Source organism: Vibrio sp. Sgm 5 (genome assembly GCF_026241575.1).
Lineage (GTDB): Bacteria > Pseudomonadota > Gammaproteobacteria > Enterobacterales > Vibrionaceae > Vibrio > Vibrio jasicida.
Genome location: NZ_JAPHPY010000017.1, coordinates 76,831 through 97,476 on the forward strand (window position 1 = coordinate 76,831; position 20,646 = coordinate 97,476).

13 protein-coding genes and 1 riboswitch are annotated in these 20,646 nt (G+C 44.8%); of the genes, 6 read left to right on the forward strand and 7 right to left on the reverse strand.

The annotated features are described in order from the left end of the window. Positions 1 to 6: 6 nt before the first annotated feature. The 5 genes from OQJ86_RS11735 to OQJ86_RS11755 all read right to left on the reverse strand — a co-directional run bounded on the left by OQJ86_RS11735 (position 7) and on the right by OQJ86_RS11755 (position 5,241). Positions 7 to 339, reverse strand: coding sequence for a hypothetical protein (locus tag OQJ86_RS11735; protein ID WP_038864575.1), 333 nt, complete (start codon positions 337 to 339; stop codon positions 7 to 9). Next, positions 332 to 982: a type II secretion system protein GspM gene (gene gspM, locus OQJ86_RS11740; RefSeq protein WP_038864576.1), complete on the reverse strand. Its 651-nt coding sequence runs from the start codon at positions 980 to 982 to the stop codon at positions 332 to 334. The genes OQJ86_RS11735 and gspM overlap by 8 nt, the downstream gene beginning before the upstream one ends. Continuing rightward, on the reverse strand, positions 979 to 2,427 hold the full coding sequence (locus tag OQJ86_RS11745; protein WP_038864577.1) for a PilN domain-containing protein: 1,449 nt from the start codon (positions 2,425 to 2,427) through the stop codon (positions 979 to 981). Before OQJ86_RS11745 ends, gspM begins: the two co-directional genes overlap by 4 nt. A gap of 11 nt (positions 2,428 to 2,438) precedes the next feature. Continuing rightward, on the reverse strand, positions 2,439 to 4,448 hold the full coding sequence (gene csrD / locus OQJ86_RS11750) for an RNase E specificity factor CsrD (protein ID WP_038864578.1): 2,010 nt from the start codon (positions 4,446 to 4,448) through the stop codon (positions 2,439 to 2,441). 250 nt (positions 4,449 to 4,698) lie between these two features. Next, positions 4,699 to 5,241 (reverse strand): single-stranded DNA-binding protein, encoded by a 543-nt coding sequence (locus OQJ86_RS11755; protein WP_038864580.1) that lies wholly within the window; start codon positions 5,239 to 5,241, stop codon positions 4,699 to 4,701. A 280-nt stretch (positions 5,242 to 5,521) separates the two neighbouring features. Here OQJ86_RS11755 and OQJ86_RS11760 point away from each other — a divergent pair, with 280 nt between their 5' ends. The 4 genes from OQJ86_RS11760 (at position 5,522) to OQJ86_RS11775 (ending at position 12,012) form a co-directional block, all read left to right on the forward strand. Next, positions 5,522 to 6,166, forward strand: a complete 645-nt coding sequence (locus OQJ86_RS11760) for a LuxR C-terminal-related transcriptional regulator (protein ID WP_038864583.1) — start codon at positions 5,522 to 5,524, stop codon at positions 6,164 to 6,166. A 161-nt stretch (positions 6,167 to 6,327) separates the two neighbouring features. Further along, complete coding sequence (gene galU / locus OQJ86_RS11765) at positions 6,328 to 7,200, forward strand: UTP--glucose-1-phosphate uridylyltransferase GalU (RefSeq protein ID WP_038864585.1); 873 nt, start codon at positions 6,328 to 6,330, stop codon at positions 7,198 to 7,200. Positions 7,201 to 7,337: 137 nt separating this feature from the next. Beyond that, entirely contained in the window at positions 7,338 to 10,160 is a 2,823-nt protein-coding gene (gene uvrA, locus OQJ86_RS11770) for an excinuclease ABC subunit UvrA (RefSeq protein ID WP_038864588.1), read from the forward strand. 67 nt (positions 10,161 to 10,227) lie between these two features. Next, positions 10,228 to 12,012, forward strand: a complete 1,785-nt coding sequence (locus tag OQJ86_RS11775; RefSeq protein ID WP_265987856.1) for a PglL family O-oligosaccharyltransferase — start codon at positions 10,228 to 10,230, stop codon at positions 12,010 to 12,012. A 56-nt stretch (positions 12,013 to 12,068) separates the two neighbouring features. On the opposite strand, the gene OQJ86_RS11780 is transcribed toward OQJ86_RS11775, so the two are convergent. After that, positions 12,069 to 13,190, reverse strand: coding sequence for a pyridoxal-phosphate-dependent aminotransferase family protein (locus OQJ86_RS11780; protein ID WP_104026798.1), 1,122 nt, complete (start codon positions 13,188 to 13,190; stop codon positions 12,069 to 12,071). Positions 13,191 to 13,414: 224 nt separating this feature from the next. Then, a riboswitch (Lysine riboswitch) is annotated at positions 13,415 to 13,593 on the forward strand. Positions 13,594 to 13,714: 121 nt separating this feature from the next. Here OQJ86_RS11780 and lysC point away from each other — a divergent pair. Next, the gene (gene lysC / locus OQJ86_RS11785) at positions 13,715 to 15,067 is read left to right on the forward strand and encodes a lysine-sensitive aspartokinase 3 (RefSeq protein ID WP_265987859.1); all 1,353 of its coding nucleotides are present in this window, start codon (positions 13,715 to 13,717) and stop codon (positions 15,065 to 15,067) included. Between the two features lie 75 nt (positions 15,068 to 15,142). Here lysC and metH read toward each other — a convergent pair whose 3' ends face one another. Next, positions 15,143 to 18,823: a methionine synthase gene (gene metH, locus OQJ86_RS11790; protein ID WP_265987860.1), complete on the reverse strand. Its 3,681-nt coding sequence runs from the start codon at positions 18,821 to 18,823 to the stop codon at positions 15,143 to 15,145. Positions 18,824 to 19,012: 189 nt separating this feature from the next. On the opposite strand from metH, the gene OQJ86_RS11795 reads away from it, so the two are divergent. Then, complete coding sequence (locus OQJ86_RS11795) at positions 19,013 to 20,338, forward strand: cation:proton antiporter (protein WP_038864598.1); 1,326 nt, start codon at positions 19,013 to 19,015, stop codon at positions 20,336 to 20,338. Positions 20,339 to 20,646 lie beyond the last annotated feature (308 nt).

The window sequence follows — 20,646 nt, forward strand, 5'->3', positions numbered from 1 at the left end:
TGGTTATTATTTTTTTACGTTCAAACCAAAAAGCTCTAGTTTCCACTGACGGTCACCACGCTTTAAAGTTACAAATTCACTATTGATACTGGCTACTCGATATCCGTTAAGTTTCACGCCAGGCTCGACAATACGGTTATTCAAAATAGCGACACATTCAGTGTTCGGCTTACATACGATGCTGTTGAGCGTTGGTAAGCGGTACTGTTTTGCTTTCGGTTTGGCTTGCGATTCTGTCGCTGTTTTTTGCCAGCCAAGAGGCGCTGTTGGATCTTGGTTGGCCCAACTAGAACCGGCAGCAACCACAAGAACAAGTGAGGTAATGAGTTTCTTAACCACCAATAAACTCCTCTCTAGAACCTAATGTGTACACTTCCAACACCAACTTCGCTTTTGGATACGCTTCAACTTTATAACTGAAGCTGCGCCAGTAGTAACTTGCTGGCAAGCTTTCTAATTTGGTCAAGTAGTTAGCGATGGCAAAGTAATCACCTGTTAACTCCATACGCACTGGGTGCACGTAGTATCCGGAGTATTGCGACGCTTCTTTATCTTCCGTTATCGGCTCCGCAGGCAATGTCTGAAGCGACAATAAATGAATTCCGCTTTGCTGCTCTAATACACTTTCGAGCAAAGCTGCCATCTGTGAAGGTGTAATAAGATGTTCAATGATCTCTGAAAGCTGCATCGACAGATGTTGACTCTCAGTCAGCAATTGGGAAATTGCTTGATCAATCTCTGCGTTAGGATCCTTTTTCAGTTGAGCCTGAATACGCAAAATGTCAATTTCGGTTTTTTGATTAGTCTGCTTCAAGTTACTCAAGAGTTTGTCGTTACTCACCACTTCATTGAGCTTTGGTTCCAGTACCAAAGTAAACAGCAGCATCACGACAGTGACCAATCCACATAGTGCGATCAGAACTTTTTCGCGTGCGCTCATTTCATCAAAGCGCTCTTCTAAAGAAAGCCAGAATTCGTTCATTTTTCTTCTTTGCCTCCGCGCGTCTTCAATTCAAAAGTCACGATATTGTCGTCATTACGACCAATCTTCACATCATCAAAGGTACGACCAATTAAACTGATCTCATTCTTGAACTGGCTGACCCAATTGGGAACAGAACTTGGCGTTCTTGCCAGACCTTTTAAATCTAATGTGTTGTGGTCGATACGAATTTCAGACAAAGAAATATTATTGCTGCCAAGCTTAGCGAGCGATTGCATCACGCCCGAATAACCTGTGCGTTGGGAATCATCATATTTACCAACGGCTTTCAGTGAATCACGCTTGGCTTTTACTTCACGCTCCAGACGCGCTTTGGCAGCGAGTTTATTGGTGTCTGGTTGATGCTTGCGTAACTGAGCTTGGTAACGATCTAACTCAGATTTCATGATGTTGCCTTTGCTTTTTACAATGGCGATTTCATCTTCTACGCCATCACTTTGCCAAGTCACATAACCGTAAGAAAGGAAAATAACCGCGGCAGCCACACCCCAAGAAATCGCCACGTTTTTTAGCGTTAGCAGGTTCTTTTTCGGTTTTAAGAAATCTGGATACAGATTAACGCGTCGAGTATTAGACGTTGCTGCCGTATCGGCTAAGACATGGCCAGAAGGTTCATGATCTTCAGCCAATAATGCAGAAACCTTCGTGCTTAAACGATAGTTAAGCGACTCAACCAGTTCATTTTCATCTTCATCATCACAACATACTTTCAACTGATGCAATTGCACGTGGCGAAGTTGAGAAGAGAGGTAATCAATTGAGCGTTGCAACTCAAGAGATAGACTGTCCATCTGCAACTCGCTAGACGGCACACCTGTTAGTGGAGGGGTGACACTGCGAATAGAGCGGTGGAATGCGATGGTATGCTCGACAAACGCACTGATGCGGAAGTGTCCTCGAGCACTGCGTTGAAGCAATAAAAAGTTGCCAAGTTCACCAGAAGTATCCCCCCAAACGTCATCTTCAGGAATGATCGCTTCCAAAGGCAATTGAACTCGACTTGCCAACAATACCAACTTATCGAGGATCTTTCGTGATAAGACGTAAGCTTGAACTTTGTTTGAGTTGGGTAACTCAACCGCATCGGCAATGATGTCGATCGCACGTTCAGAGATCAGCTCTTTTAGCAAAAATGGTAGTGCAGCAGGCCATTCATTACGCGGCATCGCTGGCTTATCAATTTGATACATCTGATAGTAGTTGTGAGAAAGCACAACCGCTAAAGAATCGTAAGAGCTTGCAGCAACGCTTAACGCTTGCTCACATGCGCGCTCCCAATTCGATTCTGAGATCTCAAACTTGGATGGTCGACTGCTTTTAAGGGGTGATGATAAATAAACTGCGTCTGGCTGAATAACCAAAAAGCAAGTGCGACCACCGACCGATGATCGCTTGAGCTTGTCGAGTACTGCTTTAAAATCCATGATTATTATCTTTATTTTTTTCGCCAGCGATTTCTTCTTCCCAATTTCACTTGAGATTCAGATTGAGAAAGTTGCATTGATTCAGAGCGAGGAAGGTATTGCTCTTCTGAAGAGAAATAACGTCCTTGCCCACCGTGAACCCCCAATTCAATTAGGGTGTTCAGCTCGTGCTTATTCTCAATTCCCACTGCTATTATTTTTGTTTTACTGTTTGCGGCCGCACCCAACATACTGCGAACAAACAACTGGTTCTCATGTCTCTGGTCGATTTTTGTTACTAAGCTGCGATGTAGCTTGAGATAACGAATGTCCACTTCTTTTAAGTAATGCGTGCTGACGATAGTACGCCCCGCTTGCCCAATCATAAGGTGGCATTCTAAACCGGCCAGCATTTTAGCGACTGGTCGCATAAAGTCTAAGTGTCTTACAAATTGTGCTTCTACAAACTCAAAAATGAGACACTTTCTTTGCTCTCGTGACAACTGTAAGAGTTCATCACGGAACCATTTGAAATATTCTCGATGCCCAAAAGGAATCACATTGAGGTTAAGAACATACGTCTGACTACTATCGAAGTTGTGTTTAAAGTCTTTTAAGAATTTATTAACAACTGCGCGGTCCATTTGCGCTTCATAACCGACTTGTCGCACCGCTGAAATAAAACGAGACGCTTTCACAATTCCATTTTCTGGGTCGCGAATCCGACATGTTAACTCGTCGTGCAAAGGTTTTTTATGCGCCACATCACTTATTAGATAGGCAGATTGTGCGTAGAGTATCACATTTTTAGATGTGAGTGCTGAATCAAATAACGTACGCCATCTCACACTTCCTCGAGCATCTTCATCATGATTCCACTTTTTAAAGCGGCTCCAGTTGTTATTGTTCTGTAACTGGGCACTACGTAACGCCGTCTCAGCCTCATCAATGATTTGGCTGTGACGCTCACCCTCTTTATAAGTCGTGATACCAATGTGGCACCAGTTATCCAACTCTAACGGATATGGCGGGTGAAGCTTTTCCAATTGGCGAATGCATTGAGAAGCTAAGTTAGCCACATCTTTTGCGGATTGATGAGGCAAGAAAAGTGCAAAATCGGCATTGTAGTAGCGAGAAAACACCACGTCAGGGTAACGCTGAACTAAATTGGAAAGTAAGCTACCCACTTCCACAATAAACTCATCACAGGTTTGCTTGTCCTGCTCTTCTTCTACAAGTTTCCAGTCTTGGATTCGAATCAGTAGTACTGCACCGCGTGCACCACTTTCCAACAAGGCTGATTCCAACTTACTGTCAAACAACACTCGGTTCGCCGTTCCAGTAAGTTTATCGAGGAAAGTTTGAGTACGAATAAAGGTATCGAATCGGCTACGTTCTTGACGCGCATCCTGCAACTCTTCAATCAACACATCGAGCGCTTCACTCGCCGTGTAAGGCCATTCTCGCTCATCTCCCTTTGCATATTGTTCAACGCGGCCAGCCAAAATCATTCTGCCGCGCTCTTCAAGCATTTCGGAGCCTGCCAGTTGCTCTTTTAGCCAAGCAACACCGCGCATTAAACAGAAGATGATCAGAACCACAGCAAGCGTGATAGACCAAAGCGCTTGCATTGAGTAGCTGTAACCTAGATAGGGAGGAATAACCTTAAAATAGATAACATAATCTTGGTTGTGAGTAAGTGGGTACTCTTGCTCAAACAACACTGAGCTGTCTATTTTATGGGTGGTGTCTTTAAAGCGGTAAACCACGGCATCATTCGCCGAGAGGGTCATCTCGACAATGTTGCTGGCTTGAAGCATTTTCGGCATCCAGCGCTGCATCGAGTATGCGGCATCAGGATCTTCCATCTCTTTATCAACAACCTCAACGATCCCTTCCAAATAATGGGTGAGATACTCTTGCCCTAGTCGTTTAAAAGAGAGGGTGCCGCCGACAAACAAGATAAACATTGCGCATATAACGATCATAGTGACAAAAGCCACCAGCCGCGTGCTTAGCTTAAGAGTTGGGGTATACCTCATGAATACCAAATTCCTTTTCTATTCATCATATACCTTATTGAAATATTTATACTTGATAAGCGTTCAGTAAACAATCGTATTCGTGTGAATGTGAGAGACTGAGGCGGAAAGAAACAAACCATCATTCGATATTTGAGAGTGAAGGTCTTCGAATTACAATTCGAAATGATTACAGTCCTTTCAGACAAACCATGAAAATAAAAAAGCCGCGAAATTCGCGGCCTTTTAAATGCAATCTTGAAGACTCTACTTAGAACGGAATGTCGTCGTCGAAGTCCATTGGTGGCTCGTTGTATTGCTGCTGTGGTTGCTGCGGAGCCTGTTGTTGAGGTTGCTGCTGTTGCTGTGGAGCGTTGTACTGCTGCTGAGCTGGTTGTTGAGGCTGACCCCAACCGCCTTGCTGTTGCTGCTGTTGACCACCCATAGGAGCGCCACCTTGAGCACGACCGCCTAGCATTTGCATTACACCGTTGAAGCCCTGAACAACCACTTCAGTAGTGTAACGGTCTTGACCACTTTGATCTTGCCATTTACGAGTTTGAAGTTGGCCTTCAACGTAAACTTGAGAACCTTTACGTAGGTACTCACCTGCTACTTCCGCCAACTTGCCGAATAGTGCAACACGGTGCCACTCTGTTTTTTCGCGCTGTTCGCCAGTCGCTTTATCACGCCATGACTCAGAAGTCGCAATCGTAATGTTTGCAACTGCACCGCCATTAGGCATGTAACGAATTTCAGGGTCGTTACCTAGATTCCCCACCAAAATAACTTTGTTAATTCCACGGCTGGCCATGATGTGCTCCGTTTCACTCTGGATATATATGTAAAATTTTAGCGCATAAGAATACACGCTTTGATGTTTTGATTAAAGCCTAATCCCATTGTGGGTTGTCATTGAAAGTTGTGGAATCGAAATCTCACTTCAACTCCAAGGCGTAGCATTTTTGATTCGTTTTGCAGACATCGTTTCGTGAACCTTTGAATCTCAACGCATTTCTTATTGAACCCTATGGCTCTGATTTATGTTTGATGCCAACGTATTCAGCGTTATGAATTCAAGGAGAAAAGACCGCGTGAAAAAATCGGCTTATGCGAGAAAACTGTTTCTGATCAGCATGGAAGACCATGCAGAGAAAAAAGTTGAAGACTTGGTCAAATACACTGACATTGATATTCCAGTGATCTCCACCGAAGCGCTTATGGAAGCCAATCCCAAACATCGTAATAAGATCTTAATGATCGATTTCAGTGAGCACAAATCCTTGGTTCAGTCGATTAAGAACCTTCCGTTAATATGGAAAAACTTTGAGACCGTTGTATTTAACGTCCCTAAGCGTTTAACCACAGATGAACTATTAGCGTTTGGTCAATTAAAGGGAGTCTTCTACCAAGAGAGCTCACTTGAGCAAATCGGAGAAGGGCTAAAAGGCATCGTAAACGGCCAAAATTGGTTGCCACGAAACGTAACCAGCCAACTTTTACATTACTATCGCAACGTCATAAACACACATACTGCGCCCGCTACTGTCGATTTGACTATTCGTGAACTGCAAGTATTACGCTGCCTTCAAGCAGGTGCATCAAATAATCAAATGGCTGAGGAGTTGTTTGTTAGCGAATTCACCATCAAGTCTCACTTGTATCAGATTTTCAAAAAACTGTCGGTTAAAAATCGCGTGCAAGCCATCGCTTGGGCTGATCAAAACTTGATGTCTTAACCAGCAGAGCAGCACAAAAATAATTAAAGGTGTGTTGCTCATGCTTCTTTGCACTTCCTGTCTCACATTTTTTCCTACTTAATTCATGATTCATATGCCGCTCTCATGTTAAAGTGTCGCTCAGATTCTTTATTAAAAAATTGAGAAAGGATATTCCCCCAATGATTAAAAAATGTCTGTTCCCTGCGGCGGGCTATGGTACGCGCTTCCTTCCGGCGACAAAGTCCATGCCAAAAGAGATGATGCCTGTAGTGAACAAGCCGCTAATTGAATACGGCGTTGAAGAAGCGATTCAAGCTGGTATGAATGGCATGTGTATCGTAACAGGTCGTGGCAAACACTCGATCATGGATCACTTCGATAAAAACTATGAGCTTGAGCACCAAATCAGCGGCACTAACAAAGAAGAACTGTTAGTCGACATTCGTGAAATCATTGACTCAGCTAACTTTACTTACATTCGTCAACGTGAAATGAAAGGCCTTGGCCATGCGATCCTAACGGGTCGTGAACTGATTGGTGACGAACCATTTGCCGTTGTACTTGCGGACGATCTTTGTGTGAATGAGCAAGAAGGCGTACTGGCTCAGATGGTGGCGTTGTTCAAACAGTTCCGCTGCTCAATCGTTGCGGTTCAAGAAGTACCAGAAGAAGAAACACACAAATACGGCGTTATCTCAGGTGAGATGATCAAAGATGATATCTACCGCGTAGACGACATGGTTGAGAAACCAGAGCAAGGTACAGCACCAAGTAACCTAGCGATCATCGGTCGTTACATCCTGACGCCAGATATCTTCGAGCTAATCGAGAACACAGAACCAGGTAAAGGTGGTGAAATCCAAATTACTGACGCTCTGCTTAAACAAGCAAAAGCAGGCTGTGTATTGGCGTATAAATTCAAAGGTCAACGTTTTGACTGTGGTAGCGTAGAAGGCTACATCGAAGCCACTAACTACTGCTTCGAAAACCTTTATCTAAAGGATGAGAAAAAATCAGAGCTAGGTAAGCACGCAACTAAGAAAGAAGCGTAATCATACCCAAACTATTGATTATAAAGCCTGACTAACCGTCGGGCTTTTTCTTACTGTTTTTTTGTCCAGTATTCCCTTTGCACATTTCTCACACTATGTAATACTTGCGTGACTTGGTTATACATAGAGCAAAAACGATGGATAAAATAGAAGTTCGCGGTGCCCGCACCCATAACCTCAAAGACATCAACCTTACGATCCCCCGCGATAAACTGACTGTTATCACTGGTTTAAGTGGTTCTGGTAAATCTTCTCTCGCTTTCGATACCTTGTATGCGGAAGGCCAGAGACGTTACGTTGAGTCATTATCCGCTTACGCTCGTCAGTTTTTATCTCTTATGGAAAAGCCAGATGTCGATCATATCGAAGGCTTGTCTCCAGCTATCTCTATCGAGCAAAAATCGACGTCACACAACCCTCGCTCAACCGTCGGTACCATTACGGAAGTCTACGACTATCTGCGCCTGCTTTACGCTCGTGTTGGTGAACCTCGCTGCCCGACTCATCATACGCCGCTTGCCGCTCAAACCGTCAGCCAAATGGTCGACAAGGTTTTAGAGCTGCCAGAGGGCAGTAAAATGATGCTCCTTGCTCCTATCGTAAAAGAGCGAAAGGGTGAGCATGTTAAAACGCTAGAGAACCTCGCAGCACAAGGGTTTATTCGCGCACGCATCGACGGTGAAACTTGTGATCTTTCCGATCCACCGCCACTAGAGCTACATAAAAAACACACGATTGAGGTGGTTGTAGATCGCTTTAAAGTGCGTCCAGATTTGCAGCAACGTTTGGCAGAATCATTCGAAACCACATTAGAGCTTTCTGGTGGTATAGCGGTTGTTGCGCCAATGGATGGCGACGGTGAGGAAGTAATTTTCTCAGCAAACTTTGCCTGCCCACTTTGTGGTTACAGTATGCAAGAGCTTGAGCCTCGTTTGTTCTCATTCAACAACCCAGCTGGTGCTTGTGGCACTTGTGATGGTTTAGGTGTACAGCAATATTTCGATCCTAGTCGAGTGATTCAAGATGACTCGCTCAGCTTAGCGCAAGGGGCAATTCGAGGTTGGGATCAGAAAAATTACTACTACTTCCAAATGCTAACAGCCTTGGCGGATCATTATGGCTTTGACCTTCACGTTCCGTTTAACTCCTTACCGAAGAAGACCCAAGACATTATTCTTAAAGGTTCTGGGCGTACCGAGGTTGAGTTCAAGTACATTAACGATCGTGGTGATATTCGCGTTAAACGCCATCCATTCGAAGGAATCCTAAACACCCTTGAGCGTCGTTATCGCGATACCGAATCAAACTCAGTACGCGAAGAGCTTGCAAAATACATCTCAACCAAATCTTGCTCAAGCTGTGGTGGCACTCGTTTACGCCTTGAAGCTCGCAATGTTTTTATTGCCGATACAACATTGCCAGAGATCGTTGAACTCAGCATTGCGGATGCATTGGATTTCTTCCATACACTGAAGCTAGAAGGTCAACGCGCTCAAATCGCTGAAAAAGTGATGAAAGAAATCAATGACCGTCTGCAGTTCTTGGTTAACGTTGGTTTGAACTATCTAAACTTGTCACGCAGTGCAGAAACCCTCTCAGGTGGTGAGGCGCAACGTATTCGTCTAGCGAGCCAAATTGGTGCTGGTTTAGTGGGGGTAATGTACGTTCTGGATGAGCCATCAATAGGCCTCCACCAGCGCGATAATGAACGCCTATTGAAGACCTTGACCCATCTACGAGATTTAGGCAATACGGTATTAGTTGTTGAACACGATGAAGATGCTATTCGTTGTGCTGACCACGTAATCGATATTGGTCCCGGCGCAGGAGTGCACGGCGGTAACGTGGTCGCGGAAGGTACGATGGAAGACATCATCGCTAACCCGAACTCACTAACGGGTCAGTACTTAAGTGGCGCAAAAGAGATTGCGATCCCAACAAAGCGCACACCACGAGATCCAAAGAAAACGGTTGAGTTACTGGGTGCTACTGGTAATAACCTTAAGAATGTCGACCTTTCGATTCCAGTTGGTTTGTTTAGCTGTATTACGGGCGTATCAGGCTCAGGTAAGTCGACTCTGATCAACGATACCTTCTTTAAGATTGCTCATACTCAATTGAACGGTGCAACAACGGCGCACCCTTCACCTTATAAATCGGTCAAAGGTTTGGAGCATTTCGATAAAGTTATCGATATCGACCAGAGCCCAATAGGTCGAACGCCACGTTCAAACCCAGCGACTTACACGGGTATCTTTACCCCGATTCGTGAGTTGTTTGCAGGCACACAAGAATCGCGCTCTCGTGGCTACAAGCCGGGCCGTTTTAGCTTTAACGTGCGTGGCGGTCGCTGTGAAGCATGTCAGGGTGATGGTGTAATCAAAGTAGAAATGCACTTCCTACCCGACGTCTACGTTCCTTGTGACGTATGTAAGGGTAAGCGCTACAACCGTGAAACACTTGAAGTGCGTTACAAAGGCAAGACCATTGATGAAGTACTGGAAATGACTGTAGAAGATGCACGTACCTTCTTCGACCCTGTCCCAGCCATTGCTCGTAAACTGCAAACGCTAATGGATGTAGGTTTGTCTTACATTCGCTTAGGTCAGGCAGCAACCACGCTCTCTGGTGGTGAAGCACAACGTGTGAAACTAGCACGAGAACTCTCTAAGCGTGACACAGGTAAGACCTTGTACATTCTGGATGAGCCAACAACGGGCCTGCACTTCCACGACATTCAACAATTGCTGACCGTTTTACACCGCCTGCGTGACCACGGAAATACAGTCGTAGTTATTGAACATAACCTTGATGTCATTAAGACAGCAGACTGGATTATCGACTTAGGACCAGAAGGCGGCCAAGGTGGTGGTGAGATAATTGCACAAGGAACACCAGAAGATGTGTCTCAGATCGAAGGTTCACATACAGCTCGCTTCCTTAAGCCTATGTTGAAGTAGAAAAAACAGGTAAAGTACAAAGACCAGCCATTGCTGGTCTTTTTTCATTCAAAACAACACAATAACTATGGCTACTATACACGTCAGTGGAACCAAGCTTTCTCCAGGTAAAGTGCAAGTTCCTCTTAATCGCAAGTTCCTCATCACGCTAGCAGCACTCTTTTTGCTGGCGATGCACTTTTTTATGCCAAATCCGGGCGGTTCAGGGCTCGCATTGTCTTTTAACGCAACCACGTGGATGGCGTTCAGCTTTGCGCTCGGGATCGGCTGCTACCAACTTGCGACCAACCGTGTATTACGCTATTCCAAATTAACGATTGGTCTGTTGATTAGCTGCATCATCATGACATTGCCTATCTTTTATCCAAATGCGGATAGCGCACTGGCAGCGAATAAATTAATTGGCCTGTGGTGCGGCATGCTGTTTTTTATTGTGTTGCAGCAATTCCATTTCAGTAACAAACATCGCCAACGTTTACTGTGGTTTATCGTTCTTGCGGCTGTGATAGAGGCTCTATTTGGCCTCACTCAATACCTTTACCTCAAGCCAGGTAACGTATTTGGGTACGACACTGTTGCTAATCGTCCTTATGGTATATTCCAACAGCCCAATGTCATGGCGAGTTTTCTTGCGACAGGCTTAGTGATCGCAAGTTATCTGCTTGTCCGTCAACCTTATAAATACTCGCGTAAGCTTAGCGATATCTATCTGCTTTATGCTGTGCCAGTACTTACCCTGCCGCTGATTGTCGCATTGGCATCTCGAACAGGGTGGCTTGCTTCTATCATCGCGATCCTATTAGTCATTCCGTACATGTACCGCTTCGCAACTAAAGCTAGGTTCGTACGTTGGGTAGTTGCAATGGCAACAGGTTTGGCTTTATCTATTGTGATCATGCAGATCGCTTTTCCTGATGGTAGCGGATTAGCCAGTGAAAAAGTGAACATGGAATCTCCGAGAGCTTACACCTTCCCACAAACGCTCGATATGGTGATTGAAAAACCATTTACTGGTTACGGTTATGGTAAATTTGAATCGGAATACATGCTCTATACGGCTCGCCAACACGCTCTAAATGAGAGTTACCCTGCGGGTTTACCATCGATGGATCACCCACATAACGAACTCTTATATTGGTCTGTAGAAGGCGGGTTGTTACCAATCTTGGGGATTTTCCTCGCGATGGCGTTAGTGCTACACCGAATCTATCAGGCCAAACGAGGGACACGTCTAGCCTTACTCGCCCTCTTCATCCCTATCACCCTCCATTCACAGCTAGAGTATCCGTTTTACCACTCGCTGGTGCATTGGATCATCTTCATAATCCTACTGTACTGGGTTGACCAGCGAGTCTCTCGCTACCGTCAGGCACCTTTTAGCCGAGTGACTAAGAGTTTACTTCGTGTTTGCAGCTTAGTAATTCCAGTCGTATTCAGCTTTTATATGGTGAGTGCTCTGCATACCAACTACGTATTAACTAAGTTTGAGACCACGCGCCCAACCAATCCGGACATCCTGAATCAGGTGACAAACCCTGTAGTTTGGAAAGATCGTTTCGACTGGGATGTATACAGTACTTTCTTGAATATTGGATTGTACAAGCAAGATCCAACCTTGATTCAGCCTTACATTGATTGGTCTTTGGAGATAATTAAAGATAAGCCCCGTCCAGCGTTCTACAACAACCTAATCCTTGCATACCAAGGACTGGATGATACGAGCAAGGCAGAACAAATCCGTGCAGAGGCACAATTCTTGTTTCCTAAGGTTGATTTCAGTGGCGTCAATTATCAACCGCCTTCTCAAGCCGTATCAGCTTCACCAACGCCAACTTCTGGTGCTGATCAATAAACATAAAAAAGCGAAGGGATGACCTTCGCTTTTCTTTATCTCGTTGTCGAATCATTTTACTCAGTCAGCGATTCTTCTAAAGCACGCAAACACAAAGCAACATTTTCAGGTCGAGCACCATAGCCCATCAAACCAATTCGCCATGCTTTGCCGGCAAGCGCTCCCAAGCCCGCACCAATCTCAAGGTTGTAGGTTTCAAGGAGATGATGACGCACTTTAGCTTCATCAATGCCCTCTGGAACATAAATCGCGTTAAGTTGTGGTAAGCGGTACTCTTCTTCTACCACAAAGTCAAAACCCAACTTCTGTAATCCTGCTTTTAGCTTCTCATGCATCAATTGATGGCGTGCCCACGCATTTTCTAAGCCTTCGTTCTTCAGGATAAGTAGTGCCTCATGAAGTGCATATAAGCTGTTCACTGGTGCTGTATGGTGATAGCTGCGTTTGCCCTCTCCACTCCAGTAACCTAATACTAAGCTTTGATCCAAGAACCAGCTTTGAACCGGTGTCTTTCTGGCTTGAATCTTCTCTATGGCAGCAGGAGAAAGCGTCACAGGTGATAACCCCGGTACACACGACAAGCACTTCTGACTTCCTGAGTACACAGCATCCAACTGCCACTCATCAACCTTAAGAGGCACACCACCGAGTGATGTCACCGCATCCACAATCGATAATAAACCATATTGTTTGGCTAGCTTACTCAACGTTTGAGCATCACTTACTGCCCCTGTCGATGTTTCTGCATGAACAAAAGCAAGGATCTTCGCATCAGGGTTCTGCTTTAACGCTTCTGCAACTTTATTAACCGATACTGGCGTGCCCCACTCATCATCCACAACAACTGCTTCACCACCAGCACGGATTACGTTTTCACGCATGCGCTCACCGAAAACACCATTGCGACAGACGATAACTTTGTCACCCTTTTCAATCAGGTTGACGAAACACGTTTCCATGCCCGCACTGCCCGGAGCAGAAACAGCGATGGTGAATTCGTTCTCAGTTTGGAAGGCGTATTTGAGCAGTTGTTTTAGCTCATCCATCATCGCAATAAAAAGCGGGTCTAGATGGCCAACCGTTGGGCGGCTCAAGGCTTGCAAAACTTGAGGAGAAATATCAGATGGACCAGGTCCCATCAGAATACGATGTGGGGGAATAAAGCTTTGGATCGGCATGTCAGCTCCTTGATTGCAGTCATTCATCCTGAGCGTTATAAAAATTCTATTTAAAAGGTTGGCTCAGGTATCGAACTTTTCACCCTAATAGATTTTTTCTCTATCGGCAATTAGCCCTAAGTATAGAGGTCAAACCACTGTCACAAATTCGTTAATAAAAACTTTCATTCTGGTTGGAGATATTGGTTGACATTGTGACAACAAAACCGTTCAATGTTTGAGCTTTATGCAGAAGAGGAGCACTGCCTAGGCAGGTGATTTGTGGAGCCGCAATTCCAATACCAATCACTCAGGGGGAGTAGTGCCGAGGTAAGTCAAAGTTGCAGGATTTGGCTTATCGGTTGACTTGGGTTGAGTCCCATCAACTGTCATCAGCGCAGTCTGATGAAGGGCTTCTGAGGGTAAATTTTCAAATTACATTCTAAATACCTCTCTATTTGCTCTGTTCCTTTCCTCACCAAAACATTGGATGTATTGGCAACCAATTGATGTTGTTATTTTTTAGGAAGTCGTGGGAGAACGCAGTGAGCGCATTTAACGTAGCGAAATTCGGTGGAACCAGTGTTGCCAACTTTGAGGCAATGAGCCGTTGTGCCACCATTATAGAAAACAATCCAAATACCCGCCTTGTCGTGAGTAGTGCTTGTTCTGGCGTGACCAACCTTTTGGTCGAACTAGCAAACGGTGTTCAGGACCAAGAACATCGCGCTAAAGTGCTGCAAAAATTAGCCGACATTCATGAATCAATTTTATCTCAATTAGAAGATGCTACTAAAGCGGCTGCCGAGGTTTACGAGATTCTAGATACAGTCACAAGCCTTGCAGAAGCGGCCTCTATTCAAGCAAGCACCAAACTGACTGACCATTTAGTAGCATGTGGCGAGCTGATGTCGACTCATATTCTTGCTCAGTTAATGCGTGAAAGAGGCATCAACGCCGCTCGTTTTGATATTCGAGATATTTTAAAAACAGATGGCAACTTTGGCCGCGCAGAACCACAACTAGCAAGTATTTCAATGCTAGCGCAAGAACAGCTGGTTCCTCTTTGCCAAAAACATGTCGTCATTACACAGGGCTTTATTGGCTCAGATGAAGAAGGCAACACCACAACATTAGGTCGCGGTGGTAGTGACTACAGCGCAGCTTTGATTGCTGAAGGTGTTAAAGCGGCAGGCCTAGAGATCTGGACTGACGTTCCGGGCATTTACACTACCGACCCACGGATTGCCCCCAAAGCGTCACCAATTCCTGAGATCAGCTTTAGCGAAGCATCAGAGATGGCAAACTTCGGCGCGAAGATCCTTCACCCTTCCACTCTGGTACCAGCACTCCGTCACGATATTCCTGTCTTCGTTGGCTCTTCTAAAGAGCCAGAAAAAGGTGGTACATGGATTCGACACCAAGTAGAGAGCTCACCGCTATTCCGAGCACTTGCGCTTCGTTGCAATCAAACTATGGTCACTCTGCGCAGCGTGAACATGTTCCATGCTTACGGATTCTTAGCGAAAGTGTTCGAGATCCTGGCTAAACACAAGATCTCGGTGGACTTGATCACCACATCTGAAATCAGTGTGTCACTCACTCTCGATCAAACAGACACATCAGGTGGTGCTCCACAGCTACCACAGGCAGTACGCGAAGAGCTCGAAGAATTGTGTACAGTAGAAGTTGAGCACGACCTCTGTTTAGTCGCTCTGATTGGTAACAACATGAGCGAGAGCAAAGGCTACGCTAAGCAAGTCTTCGGAACACTAGAGGACTTCAACTTACGTATGATTTGTTACGGTGCAAGCCCACATAACTTATGTTTCCTTGTTCATGAGTCTGTATCACGACAAGCTATTCAGAAACTGCACACAGAGCTATTCGAGCAATAATCGCTACTAAATACTCTGGACGAATAAAACAAAGGGCTGCACGTAGCAGCCCTTTTCTTTTGCGTGTGGATCGATTTAACCGTTAATGTTTGGACCGAGCCACTTTTCAGCCTCGATCCTATCCCAGCCCTTGCGATCAGCGTAACTTAGCATCTGATCCTCTTGGATCTGAGCGACCGCAAAATAACGTGAGTCTGGATGGGAGAAGTACCAGCCAGAAACAGAGGCTCCTGGATACATCGCATAGCTCGAGGTCAAAGACATACCAATATTCTCTTCAACATTCATCAATTCCCAAAGAGGTCCTTTCTCGGTATGTTCAGGGCATGCTGGATAACCCGGAGCAGGTCGAATACCTTGGTACTTTTCACGAATCAGGTCTTCATTAGAGAGTGCTTCTTCTGCCGCATAGCCCCAAATTTCTTTACGTACTCGTTCATGCAGACACTCAGCAAATGCTTCTGCCAGACGATCCGCAACCGCTTGAATCATAATAGCGTTGTAATCATCACCTTGTGCTTTGTATTCATCTGCGAGTTCACGCTCACCGATTCCACCAGTCACTGCAAATGCGCCAATCCAATCTTTTTTACCCGACTCTTTCGGAGCAACATAATCAGAAAGGCAATAGTTGAACCCTTTTGGTTTCTCGGTCTGCTGACGTAAATTGAGCAAAACTTTCGCTACTTCGGTACGTGATTCATCTGTGTAGACTTCGATATCATCGCCAACACTCGCCGCGGGGAACAAACCACACATACCACGAGCCTTAAGCAATCCTTCACGCTCAACTCGATCCAGCAAATCATTTGCATCTTTAAACAAACGCTTCGCCTCTTCGCCAACCTCTGAGTGTTTAAAAATGGTCGGGTACTTACCAACGAGAGACCACGTCATAAAGAAAGGCGTCCAATCGATGTACTGACGCAATGTCGCAATATCGAAGTCGTCAAAAACATGGATACCTGGCTTAACGGGTGCTGGCGGTGTGTAAACGTCCCAATCAATAGCAACCTTATTGGCACGAGCTTCTTCTAAAGTGACCGGCTTGGTTCTTGGCTTTTTGCGGTTGTGTTGATCACGGACACGAACGTAATCCTCATCCAGCTTCTCCACAAACGCAGGACGAAGTTCATCAGACAACAATGATGTACATACTCCAACCGCCCGCGAAGCATTATTCACATACACCACTGGGTTCTTGTAGTTTTGTTCAATCTTAACCGCAGTATGCGCTTTTGACGTCGTTGCACCGCCAATCAAGAGTGGCAAATCAAAATCAAGACGCTCCATCTCTTTTGCTACGTGAACCATTTCATCAAGAGAAGGGGTGATAAGGCCTGATAAACCAATAATGTCGACATTCTCTTCTTTCGCTACTTTGAGGATCTTTTCGCACGGTACCATGACACCAAGGTCAATGATTTCGTAGTTGTTACACTGCAAAACTACACCAACGATATTCTTGCCGATATCGTGAACGTCACCTTTCACCGTCGCGAGCAAGATTTTGCCATTCGATGAGCCCGCTTGCTTTTCTTTGTTAATGAAAGGCTCAAGGTGGGCAACCGCTTGTTTCATTACACGAGCAGACTTAACAACTTGTGGAAGGAACATCTTACCTTCCCCAAACAAGTCACCAACCACGTTCATGCCATCCATGAGAGGGCCTTCAATCACTTCTAATGGCTTAGAGGCATTTAAACGGGCCTCTTCTGTGTCTTCGACAATAAACTCCGTGATGCCCTTTACCAGCGCATGCTCTAAACGTTTTTCTACTGGCCAAGTACGCCACTCTAGAGCAGAAGCATCTTCTTCTTTGCCAACACCCTTTCCTGCGTATTCAGCGGCGATATCAAGTAGTCGCTCAGTTGAATCATTACGACGGTTGAGAACCACATCTTCTACCGCTTCACGCAACTTGTCAGGAACGTTATCGTAGATTTCTAGCTGACCCGCGTTAACGATACCCATGTCCATGCCATTTTTAAAACAGTGGTACAGGAATACCGCATGAATCGCTTCACGAACATAGTTATTACCGCGGAATGAGAAGGAAACGTTAGAGACACCACCAGAGATCATCGCATGAGGTAAGTCGCGTTTGATATCAGCCACCGCTTCGATGAAGTCCACTGCGTAATTGTTGTGTTCTTCAATACCCGTCGCGACAGCAAAAATGTTTGGATCAAAGATAATGTCTTCTGGCGGGAAGCCAACTTCGTCAACAAGGATTCGATACGCATTGGTACAAATTTCAAGTTTACGTTCTCGTGTTTCCGCCTGACCAAGTTCATCAAATGCCATCACAATAACGGCCGCACCATAACGACGGATCAACTTCGCTTGTTCAACAAACTTCTCCTTCCCTTCTTTCAAAGAGATAGAGTTAACAATGCCTTTGCCTTGAATACACTTCAAGCCAGCTTCGATAACCTCCCACTTAGAAGAGTCAACCATGATTGGTACTTTTGATATCTCTGGCTCAGATGCACATAGATTAAGGAAGCGAACCATACAGGCTTCAGCATCCAACATACCTTCATCCATGTTGATATCGATAATCTGAGCCCCGTTCTCTACTTGTTGACGAGCTACTTCAAGAGCTTCATCGTAGAGCTCTTCTTTGATCAGGCGTTTAAAACGAGCAGAGCCAGTTACGTTCGTGCGCTCACCCACGTTGATAAACAAGGTTTCTTTTTCAATAGTTAGTGGCTCAAGACCTGACAAGCGGCAAGCAACGGTAAGATCAGGTAACTCTCGAGGCTTCACCCCCTCAACTGCCATTGCCATGTGACGGATGTGTTCTGGTGTCGTACCACAACAACCACCAATTAAATTTAAGAAACCACTCTCTGCCCACTCTTTAACATGTTCAGCCATATCTTCAGGTGAAAGGTCATATTCACCAAATGCGTTCGGCAAACCCGCATTTGGATGAGTAGAGAGAAAGGATTCAGATATACGTGATAACTCTTCTACATACGGTCGCAATTCGTCAGGCCCAAGTGCACAGTTCAAACCGAACGAAAGAGGATTCACATGGCGTAACGAATTATAGAAAGCTTCGGTTGTTTGCCCAGATAGTGTTCGTCCAGACGCGTCCGTAATCGTGCCTGAAATCATAACTGGAAGTTTAAATCCTAGCTCTTCAAAGACGGAATCAACTGCAAAAGCACAAGCTTTGGCATTCAACGTATCAAAGATCGTCTCGATTAGAATAAGGTCAGAACCACCTTTAATTAAGGCGTGAGTTGACTCGGAATAAGCTTCAACTAGCTCATCAAACGAAACATTACGATAACCTGGGTCATTTACGTCAGGAGAGATAGAACAAGTACGGTTGGTTGGGCCAAGTACACCGGCAACATAACGCGGACGGTCAGGAGTCTTTGCCGTCCATTCATCAGCGGCTTCACGGGCCAGCTTAGCAGCCGCGAAGTTAATCTCTTCACTGAGACCTTCCATATCATAATCCGCCATCGCGATGGTCGTGGCGTTGAAGGTATTGGTCTCTAAAATATCAGCACCTGCTTCTAAATAAGCAGTGTGTATCTCTTTTATCAATTGAGGCTGACTAAGCACCAACAAATCGTTGTTGCCTTTTAGATCGCAATGCCAATCGGCAAAGCGCTCTCCTCGATAATCTTGCTCTTCAAGTTTGTAACCCTGAATCATGGTGCCCATACCACCATCGATCAGAAGAATACGTTGCTTTAACTGAGCTTCAATCTGTTGTCTTACATTACTTCCCACAGTACAGCCTCATTCCTTTTGTTATTTCTCCATCCTATCACACAAGCAACAGGAGTCTAGACGTCTAAAATAGGAATTGTAATTATTTTGTATTGTCTCGAGTTACAAAATAATCACGAAAAAATGTTTGCTATTTAGACAACATCGGCCGAGAATTCCATTCATAAAATGTTACAAATAGAGAGCTCTATGTCGGTCTATCATACTTTATGTTTTCTATCCGCGGCAGCAATGGTTATCGCCTTTGTAAACAGCAAGATAGGAAAGATGCAAACGACCATCGCCATTACCGCTGGTTCGATGATCCTTTCACTTCTCATTCTAATCGCAGGTCAAAACGATTGGTTTCATCTTACTGAGATTGCCACAGAAACCGTCACCAGCATAAATTTCGAAGATTTTCTTCTGAAAGGCATACTCGGCTTCCTGCTTTTTGCCGGTGGTTTGGGTATCAAACTTCCCAACCTTAAAGATCAAAAGTGGGAAATTACGGTACTCGCTTTAGGTGCAACGCTCTTCTCCACATTCTTCATTGGTTTTGTTCTTTACGGTTTTTGCCAAGTTATTGGTATTCAGTTTGACCTTGTTTACTGCTTACTGTTTGGCGCACTTATCTCTCCAACCGACCCGATTGCGGTTCTCGCTATTGTGAAGAAATTGGACGCTCCAAGACGCATTTCAACACAAATTGAAGGCGAGTCTCTGTTTAACGATGGTTTCGGTCTCGTTATCTTTGTCACTCTATTCACGATCGCATTTGGTACAGAAGCCCCGACGGTTGGTAGCGTAACCCTTCTATTCATCCAAGAAGCAATTGGCGGTATTGTTTACGGCTTCGTATTAGGGTTAGTTTTCCACTACTTGATTAGTGCGACCGATGACCACTCCATGGAACTATTATTAACGATTGGCGTTCCTACAGCAGGTTATGCTCTAGCTGAATATCTCCATGTTTCAGGACCACTTGCAATGGTAGTCTCTGGCATCATGATTGGTAACTGGACACGCTTTATCGGCTTCTCAAAAGAAAGTGAAGACCACCTAGACCATTTCTGGGAGTTGGTCGACGAATTCTTGAATGGTGTACTATTCCTTCTAATCGGTATGTCGATGTTGCTATTCGAATTCCATAAAGAAGACTGGATTATGATGGCGATATCTGTGCCGCTAGTACTTGGTGCCCGCTACCTAAGTGTCTTTATTCCTTATATTGGCTTTAAACGCTACAGAAAGTACAACCCATGGTCCGTGAAGATTCTAACTTGGGGTGGATTACGTGGAGGTCTAGCTTTAGCAATGGCGCTATCAATTCCATCAGGTATTTTAGTTATCCCAGAAAAACTGATTGATGTGAAAGAGATCATCATGGTGATGACCTACTCTGTTGTAGTTTTCTCGATCCTTATTCAAGGCTCAACGATAACGCCAATGATTGAGAAAGCGAAGCAAGCAGAGAAAGAAATGGAAGCCGAAGCTTCTGTTGCTAAGCATGAAACTAAAGTCTCTCAAGAATAAACTCTCTTATAATTGAAAAATTAGGCAGCCGATTGGCTGCCTTTTTTATGCCTGAACCAAGCAGCTATTAATAGAATAGACAGGCTGATTTCCCTCAAACATCGCCACGCTCTGATATCCTTCCAATATCAACAAACTCCAGTCAATACTAAAAACTCAAATTAAAACAATCCTCAAGATCCCTAACTACACTAAGGTTGAATCGGTCGATGCTTAATTTCAAGACTAAGTAACCTGAACTCGGGATAAAAATAGAAGTGAACTAAAAGCTGGTTCTGCGATCAGATCTTTCAACCAAGAGAGAACAA

Bases quoted from the DNA above. Each gene is read 5' to 3' on its own strand.
- galU (WP_038864585.1), top strand. From the start codon at position 6,328: ATGATTAAAAAATGTCTGTTCCCTGCGGCGGGCTATGGTACGCGCTTC.
- OQJ86_RS11780 (WP_104026798.1), bottom strand. From the start codon at position 13,190: ATGCCGATCCAAAGCTTTATTCCCCCACATCGTATTCTGATGGGACCT.
- OQJ86_RS11745 (WP_038864577.1), bottom strand. From the start codon at position 2,427: ATGGATTTTAAAGCAGTACTCGACAAGCTCAAGCGATCATCGGTCGGT.
- OQJ86_RS11795 (WP_038864598.1), top strand. From the start codon at position 19,013: ATGTCGGTCTATCATACTTTATGTTTTCTATCCGCGGCAGCAATGGTT.
- OQJ86_RS11775 (WP_265987856.1), top strand. From the start codon at position 10,228: ATGGCTACTATACACGTCAGTGGAACCAAGCTTTCTCCAGGTAAAGTG.
- csrD (WP_038864578.1), bottom strand. From the start codon at position 4,448: ATGAGGTATACCCCAACTCTTAAGCTAAGCACGCGGCTGGTGGCTTTT.
- OQJ86_RS11755 (WP_038864580.1), bottom strand. From the start codon at position 5,241: ATGGCCAGCCGTGGAATTAACAAAGTTATTTTGGTGGGGAATCTAGGT.
- uvrA (WP_038864588.1), top strand. From the start codon at position 7,338: ATGGATAAAATAGAAGTTCGCGGTGCCCGCACCCATAACCTCAAAGAC.
- gspM (WP_038864576.1), bottom strand. From the start codon at position 982: ATGAACGAATTCTGGCTTTCTTTAGAAGAGCGCTTTGATGAAATGAGC.